Annotated in this window: 7 protein-coding genes; 5 read left to right on the top strand and 2 right to left on the bottom strand. The window is 47.8% G+C overall.

Annotated elements, in window-relative coordinates:
* Positions 1–205: 205 nt before the first annotated feature.
* Both def and HZY94_RS08770 read right to left on the bottom strand, forming a co-directional pair.
* Positions 206–820 carry a peptide deformylase gene (gene def, locus HZY94_RS08775; protein WP_179925839.1) on the bottom strand — a complete coding sequence of 205 codons (615 nt, stop codon included), beginning with the start codon at positions 818–820 and terminating at the stop codon, positions 206–208.
* Between the two features lie 59 nt (positions 821–879).
* Positions 880–1,083 (bottom strand): hypothetical protein, encoded by a 204-nt coding sequence (locus tag HZY94_RS08770; RefSeq protein WP_179925838.1) that lies wholly within the window; start codon positions 1,081–1,083, stop codon positions 880–882.
* A gap of 104 nt (positions 1,084–1,187) precedes the next feature.
* On the opposite strand from HZY94_RS08770, the gene HZY94_RS08765 reads away from it, so the two are divergent.
* The 5 genes from HZY94_RS08765 to HZY94_RS08745 are packed head-to-tail and all read left to right on the top strand — an operon-like array spanning position 1,188 to position 6,673.
* Positions 1,188–1,535, top strand: coding sequence for a hypothetical protein (locus HZY94_RS08765; protein WP_179925837.1), 348 nt, complete (start codon positions 1,188–1,190; stop codon positions 1,533–1,535).
* On the top strand, positions 1,486–3,294 hold the full coding sequence (locus HZY94_RS08760; protein ID WP_179925836.1) for a DUF2194 domain-containing protein: 1,809 nt from the start codon (positions 1,486–1,488) through the stop codon (positions 3,292–3,294). The genes HZY94_RS08765 and HZY94_RS08760 overlap by 50 nt, the downstream gene beginning before the upstream one ends.
* The gene (gene pelF / locus HZY94_RS08755; protein WP_179925835.1) at positions 3,282–4,670 is read left to right on the top strand and encodes a GT4 family glycosyltransferase PelF; all 1,389 of its coding nucleotides are present in this window, start codon (positions 3,282–3,284) and stop codon (positions 4,668–4,670) included. The genes HZY94_RS08760 and pelF overlap by 13 nt, the downstream gene beginning before the upstream one ends.
* Positions 4,671–4,672: 2 nt before the next feature.
* Positions 4,673–5,926, top strand: coding sequence for a hypothetical protein (locus HZY94_RS08750; RefSeq protein ID WP_179925834.1), 1,254 nt, complete (start codon positions 4,673–4,675; stop codon positions 5,924–5,926).
* Between the two features lie 24 nt (positions 5,927–5,950).
* Positions 5,951–6,673, top strand: coding sequence for a pseudouridine synthase (locus HZY94_RS08745; RefSeq protein WP_179925833.1), 723 nt, complete (start codon positions 5,951–5,953; stop codon positions 6,671–6,673).
* The last annotated feature ends 27 nt before the right edge of the window (positions 6,674–6,700 follow it).

Raw genomic sequence — 6,700 nt, 5'->3', positions numbered from 1 at the left:
TTTCTATCTTAAACGACATGCGTTAAAAGTTAGTTGAACCGCCGTGTGCCGAACGGCACGCACGGTGGTGTGAGAGGGACTAGAAATTAGCCTCTACTCGATTATACTTGGTTATAGCGCGCTTACATTCCTTTCAAAAATCTGAAAGAAATTCCGTTTTTTGTTTGGCTCTATTATTTTGGGCCTTAATGGAGGAAGAGATTGATTAGTCCAAAAGGATAAGTCCGTCTTCCACCTTAAAGGGTTCTTGGATGTTGATGCGATCATAGAACATGACACCGTTAATATGGTCGATTTCATGTTGGACGACAATTGAGTTGTAACCTTTCAGTTTAATCCGGTGTTTTTCCCCGTGTTTATCGAAGTATTCTACCGTAATCCGCGAGTTGCGAAGAACGTAGCCCGGTTTGTCTTCATCCACAGATAGGCAGCCTTCCCCATCTTTGAGGGCTGCTCGTTGGACGGAGTGAGAGACAATTTTAGGGTTGTAGAGAACTTCTTGCAAGCTGTAGGCTTCCTTAGGAGGCTCTCCGTCTGGGCTTTCTGGATTAGGGACGAGAACAGCAATGATACGTTTGCTGACGTTTACTTGAGGAGCAGCTAGACCAACGCCCCCTCGCAATCCCATTTTTTCAGCCATAACTGGGTCCTGGGAATTTCTTAGAAATCCGAGCATTTTTTCACCCAGAATGATTTCTTCATCACTGAGAGGGAAGGTTACTTCTTCCGCTTTCAGACGGAGGGTGGGATGGCCGTCACGGATAATATCATCCATATCAATCAGGTGTGATGACCGTGTTAATCGTTTTATTACAGACATGCGTTTCTCCTTTTCTTTACGTTCTACTATATCATAATTGGCCTGCTTTTTTGAAAAAATCAACTAGCTTTTTTGGTGCTGTGTTTGCCCCGGTTCCGCCAGGCTTGATAACTTTCCCAGATATCGAAGAGCAGGCAGAGGCTAGCTAGCAGGTAGAGAATCGCTTGAAAATCTGGAATCAGCCCCCAATGACTCAGGAAAAGAGTGCTGTAAATCAGCATTCGTATAAGCATAAAATAGACTGGTCCGATTTTTTTCATCATATTTCCTCCTTGTTCCTAGTCTATCTTTTTTGCTTTTAAAAAGCTAATAAAAACTTGTTTCATTTTAAAATAAAAATCGAATGGATAAGTAGAAGGAGGTGCAGATGGAGCAGAAAGACTGGCTTGCTTGGGAGCAGGCGACAGGGAAGGAGCGGAGTCTCCTTCTGAAGCAGACGTCCACGCAGGAGGCAAGAGTTTATGTCAGCTATCTACGCGAGCAATGGGATGAATTACCGGCTGATTTGGGCCAAGAGTTGGCCATTTTTCTAGCCAGTATGCATTACCAACTGGAGTTGGAGTTGCTGCACTTGGAAGAAGCGGGTAAAAGAGACAGCTCGGCCTACCAAGAATTGATGGATTTTTATAGATTATCAGGATTTTTGACAGGAATGGAGGAGCCGGATGAAGAAACTGCGATGGGCCATGCAACTGCTCTTTCTAGTTCTAGCTAGCATGGGTCTCTTTTTTATTGGCCGTGCCCAGTCCTATCAGCCCCCGCCCAGTCCTGTGAAACATTTGGTTGATTCAGAACTGCTTAAGGATAGGCGAAGTCTGCAACAGGGAGCAGTTGAAGGTTTGGTCTTGTACTACTCCAAACGTCCTAGTAGTGTGGAAGCCCAGCTGGAACTGGAGCAACTGCTCAAGGATTTTCGCAAGTCCAATCGGACAGTCGATTTGTCCCATGAATTTTTGCCAGACGACTTACAGGGCTACCGAACCATCTATTATTTGGGAGAGGACTTACTGCAACAGGAGGGCTTGCAAGCGTCTTTGAAGAGCTGGGTTGAGGCTGGTGGTCATCTGTATATTGGTATGCCCCAGGCCAGTGAAGAGGCATCCAGCTTTCAAAACTGGTTGGGGGTTGAGTCTGGAATGAAAGAGAATCAGGTAGTTTCTTCAATTAGTTTGGAGAAGGATCTGATGCTTGGGGGTGCTGGTCCCTTTGCGATTGCCCATCCCTTTGATTCAGCTTGGGGAGTACAGCTGGATGCCAGTTGCCGGGTTCCTGCTTGGGATACGGAGACAGAGCTTCCCTTGCTGTGGCAGAAGGAGGCAGGGGAGGGCCAACTGGTGGTGATGAATCTGGGAATCTACGACAAGGTTTACCGAGGGATTTACAGTCTGGGCTTATCTTTGATGGATTCGGTTTATCTTTATCCAGTTATTGATGCTGGGGTGGTTTATTTGGATGATTTTCCAGCTCCCATTAGTGAATCTGAAAAGATTCGGATTTCAAAGCAGCGCCAAGAACCCTTTGATCAGTTTGTGTCCAGGACCTGGTGGCCCGCCATGCAGGCTCTCGGAAAGGAGTTGCAGCTTGTTTATACGGGTGCTTTGGTGGCTAGTTATAACAAGCAGGTTCATCCCCCTTTTTCCCTCATTTTGCCTGATTTGGAGACTTTGGAGTTGGGGCAAATGCTTGTAGAACAGGGTGGAGAGTTGGCCTACCATGGTTATAACCATCAACCTTTACAAGTGCAGGCTTGGGAGCAAGTGATGCCAGAGGCTTATGTTTCCTGGCCCCAGGAACGAGCCATCCGAGATTCCTTACGTAGTTTGGAGCAGTTGGTTACAACTTATTATGGTGGGCAGAAGCCAAGTGTCTATGTTCCGCCATCGAACATTTTGAGTCCAGAGGGGCGTAGCGTTTTAGCCTCGACTTTACCGGATTTAAGGGGGATTGCTTCGACCTATTTTCCGGGGGAGGGGGCCTATGCCCAGGAATTTGATCTGGGGTCAGACGGTTTATTGAACCTACCACGCCTAGTTTCGGGGATGGACTGGGATGACTTTGACAGATTGGCGGTTTTTTCGGAGTTAAATACCCATTTTGTCCACAGCCAGTTTATCCATCCCGATGATATTTTGGATCAGACCCGTAGTCACGGTAAGAACTGGGATGAGCTTTTGGGAGCTTACCGTAGCTCGATGCAAGCCTTGCAGCAAGCTGTGCCAGATCTCGATTTTGTGGAAGCTAGTCGGTTTGCGAACAAGGTTGGGGGATTCTTATCCTTGACCTTACAGGTGGATGAGGGAAGAGATTTTTTGGATGTGACCTTAGGTCATGTAGAAGGGACTCGCTCCTTTCTTTTGCGTCAAAATAAGGGGCGAAATCTGCGCGTGACGGGTGGCCGAATTAAACAAGTAGCCAAGCAGCTTTATTTGTTGGAAACAGATGCAGAGAAGGTGAGGGTTGAATGGGATTCTTAGAGAAGCAGGCAAATTCAGTGATTGTTTTAGTGGTGGAGGGGGCCTATCCCTATCGGAAGGGTGGGTTGTCGAATTGGATTCAGGATTTTATGAGGGGGATGGAGACCTATCAATTTTACTTGGTCACGATTGTGGATAGACGGGAAACTTGCGGGACTTTTGTCTATGATCTACCTTCAAATGTTGTCGGTTTGCAGGAGCTGATTTTGGAGGGAGAAAATCTAGAGGAGCTTTCACCACAATGGGCACTGGGATCTGATCCCAGTCAGTGGCTGACGGAAATCCTGGATGCTGATGTTTGGGATGTGGCTAGTAGCCGTTGGGCTCTGCAAACACCGCAGCTTTTTAGCCAGCTCTTTCAGTGGATTAAATACAATTATCCCCAGGCTCCCTTTTTACCTCTTTACCGTCAAATTCGGTCCCTTTTTGGCAATCTGCTGGGCTTGTTGGCACAAGTGAAGCTACCAGCAGAAGCCTGTTGCATTCACGCCTTATCGACAGGTTATGCGGGTTATGTGGCTGCTTACTTGTCCAGGAGGCTGGCCTGTCCTTTAGTCCTGTCTGAGCATGGCCTTTATCTTTTGGAAAAAGAAGAGGTGCTGAGTCGTTCTCCTCAACTAGTAACAGCCCAAAAGGACTGCATTCGTTGGTTCTTTGGGGAAATGACTAGAATCAGCTATAGTCAAGCTAGAACCGTGACCAGTCTGTTTAAGGGGGTGCAAAAGCACCAAGTCCAATTGGGCTGCGCTGCTCATAAGTGTCAGGTGATTCCTAATGGCTTAAACTGGGAGGACTGGCGGCAGTTCCAGATAAGAGGGACTAGTCAGAACCCACGAATAGGGGCGATTCTTCGCTGGACACCCCTAAAAAATGTTTTGGAGTTACTGTTTATCCATGCTGCCTTGTGTCGACAGGGCTATCCAGTAACTTTGGTCGTTTTAGGGGCGGTTGAAGATGCGACTTACTGGGAAGTTTGCCAGAGAGCGATTCAGCGCTGGAAAATTCCAAATGTCGAAATTCTAGGTCATTGTTCCGTCCAGGAGCATCTGCCAGATTGGACCTGTCTGGTTCTGCCATCATTGTCAGAGGGACAACCCTTGGCAGTCCTTGAAGCAATGGCTGCCGGCCTTCCTTGTGTGGTCAGTGATGTTGGTTCCTGTCGCCAGTTGCTTGGCCAAGAGTTGGAGGGGGCGGAAGCTGCAGGATTTTGCATCCGACCAGGGGATCGGGCTGGTTTTATTGCAGCCTTGAGGCAGATTTTGGATAATCCTGAATTGGGAATCCAGATGGGGCAGGCAGGTCGACGTCGGGTGCAAGCCTGCTACCAACAGGAGCAGGTTTTAGCGGCCTATCAAAACATCTATGAGGTGGAATAAGTATGTGGAAGATTTGTAGTCAGGGACTGCGTTCTGTGCAGCTTCTGCTGGCTCTTTATGGGAGTTTTCTCCTGTTTCCTGTGTTTTTGGTCTCCTTCAATCAGTTACGGACTTGGTTAGGTCTCGGACAAGGAGGAACCTTTCCTTTGTTCTTACCCCTTTTGAGTTATGGTTTTCTGGGTGTCTTTCTGGGGCAGAGCCTAATGCGACCTTGGATTAGGCGTGTGCGCTTGGCTTGGTTTTGGGGGAGTTTGCTGGGCCTGGTTGGCCTTCAGTCGGTTGTTTTAGGGGTCTATCTGTTCTATTATGATCGGTTGAATCTTGGGACTACTCTTGCCCTATTGCTTCTGGCAGCAGCCCTATCCTCTCAACTTTTACGTGAACGGCTGGGGACGAGGCTGGATGGAGAACGGTATAGTCGTCAGCTCTTGGGGATTTTCGGCTTGCTTTTGCTGTTTTCACTTCTGATGAGCCTCTTGGGGTTTGTTTCTTCTTTGCCCCTGGGCTTGGTCCTCCTGTTCCTGTTAGATTCCCTATTGCTATGGGGACAATTGGAGAAGTCTTCTGCTCTGGTAGCGGTGCCGGCTAGACAGACTTGGCTGGGACTTTGTTTCTTTGGGGCGATTTTGTTGCCCTTGGTTGTGATTTATTGGTCACCGCTGGGGCAGGAATTTGCTCCTGGCTTGCGTCTAGCCCCGGCTTATGATCAGGCTGTATTGGTTGCCTTGTTGTTTTATCTCTTTTTTAGTGCCCAGTGGTTAGGTTTTAAGGAGGTTTATCTGTCTCCAACTTGGCAGGACCTTGTTGGGGGCTTGAATGGCAGCGCCTCGGCTCAGTCTTTGGAAGCTTCTGAACGTTTGTGTCAGAGATGGATGGATGGTTATCTTTGCTTGTGGGTGGGAGAGTTTTTCCTAGTGCTGGTAGGGGTCTTTCTGTATATGACATCCCAGCCCTTAAATTGGGTTAGCTATTATCTAGCTTTATTGGTACCGGCCTACAGCCTGCTGCAGTTGTTGCAAGCTTTCCAGTCCCTTTTTCAGGATCTCCTTCAATTTTCCTTGGTTTGGCGGCTGGTAGCCTGTTTTTGTGGGATTAACGGACTTTTTGCGGGCTTGTCCATTTGGCTAGGGATTTTCTATTTTGGCCTTGGTTTTTTGCTGGGGGCAGCGCTGGCAATAGCTTTGGCTTATCGTCAGTATGAGGGGCTCAGAGGTCAGTGGCTCTACGCTATTGTTTCCTATTATGAGGAGGCGTGATATAATTTGAGAAGGAGGGACATTATGCGCTTGGATCGTTATTTAGTAGAAGTTGGCCTCGGTTCTCGTTCAGAGGTTAAACAAGTGGTTAAAAAAGGGCTGATCAAGGTCAATGGTCAGGTTGAAAAAAGTGCCAAGGCGCAGATCCGGGAAGGGGAAGACCAGGTTCACTATCAGGATCAGGAGTTGACTTACCAAGCCTTTTATTACTGGATGCTCAACAAGCCTGCCGGAGTTCTTTCAGCTACACAAGATAATTCTGGCAAGACTGTGCTAGATTTATTGGCTCCAGAAGATTGGCGTAAGGATTTATTTCCAGTGGGACGTCTGGACAAGGATACAGAAGGACTCTTGCTTTTAACCAATAATGGTCCCTTGGCTCATGCTCTCTTATCTCCCAAACGGCATGTAAGCAAATTGTATCGGGCTTTAGTAGCCGGGGAAATGACGGTCGAGGACCAGCAGCGTTTTGCAGAGGGAATCGCCTTCAAGGATTTCACCAGTCAACCTGCTGAGTTGGAAATTCTCGAGGTTGGTGAGGGACGGTCGGAAGTTCTGATTCGGATTCAGGAGGGGAAATTCCATCAGGTTAAGCGGATGGTAGCAGCCTGTGGCAAGGAGGTTACCTATTTGGAGCGATTGTCCATGGGACCCTTGCAATTGGATCCAGATTTGGCAAGAGGAACTTACCGGCCCCTGACAGCAGCGGAGTTGGCCCTTTTTGCAGATCTAGGTTTACCTTCGTAGGCTAAATGATTTTAGTTGACAAACAAA

The organism is Streptococcus danieliae (assembly GCF_013415245.1).
GTDB classification, from domain to species: domain Bacteria; phylum Bacillota; class Bacilli; order Lactobacillales; family Streptococcaceae; genus Streptococcus; species Streptococcus danieliae_A.
This window is presented reverse-complemented; position numbering and strand designations above follow the sequence as displayed.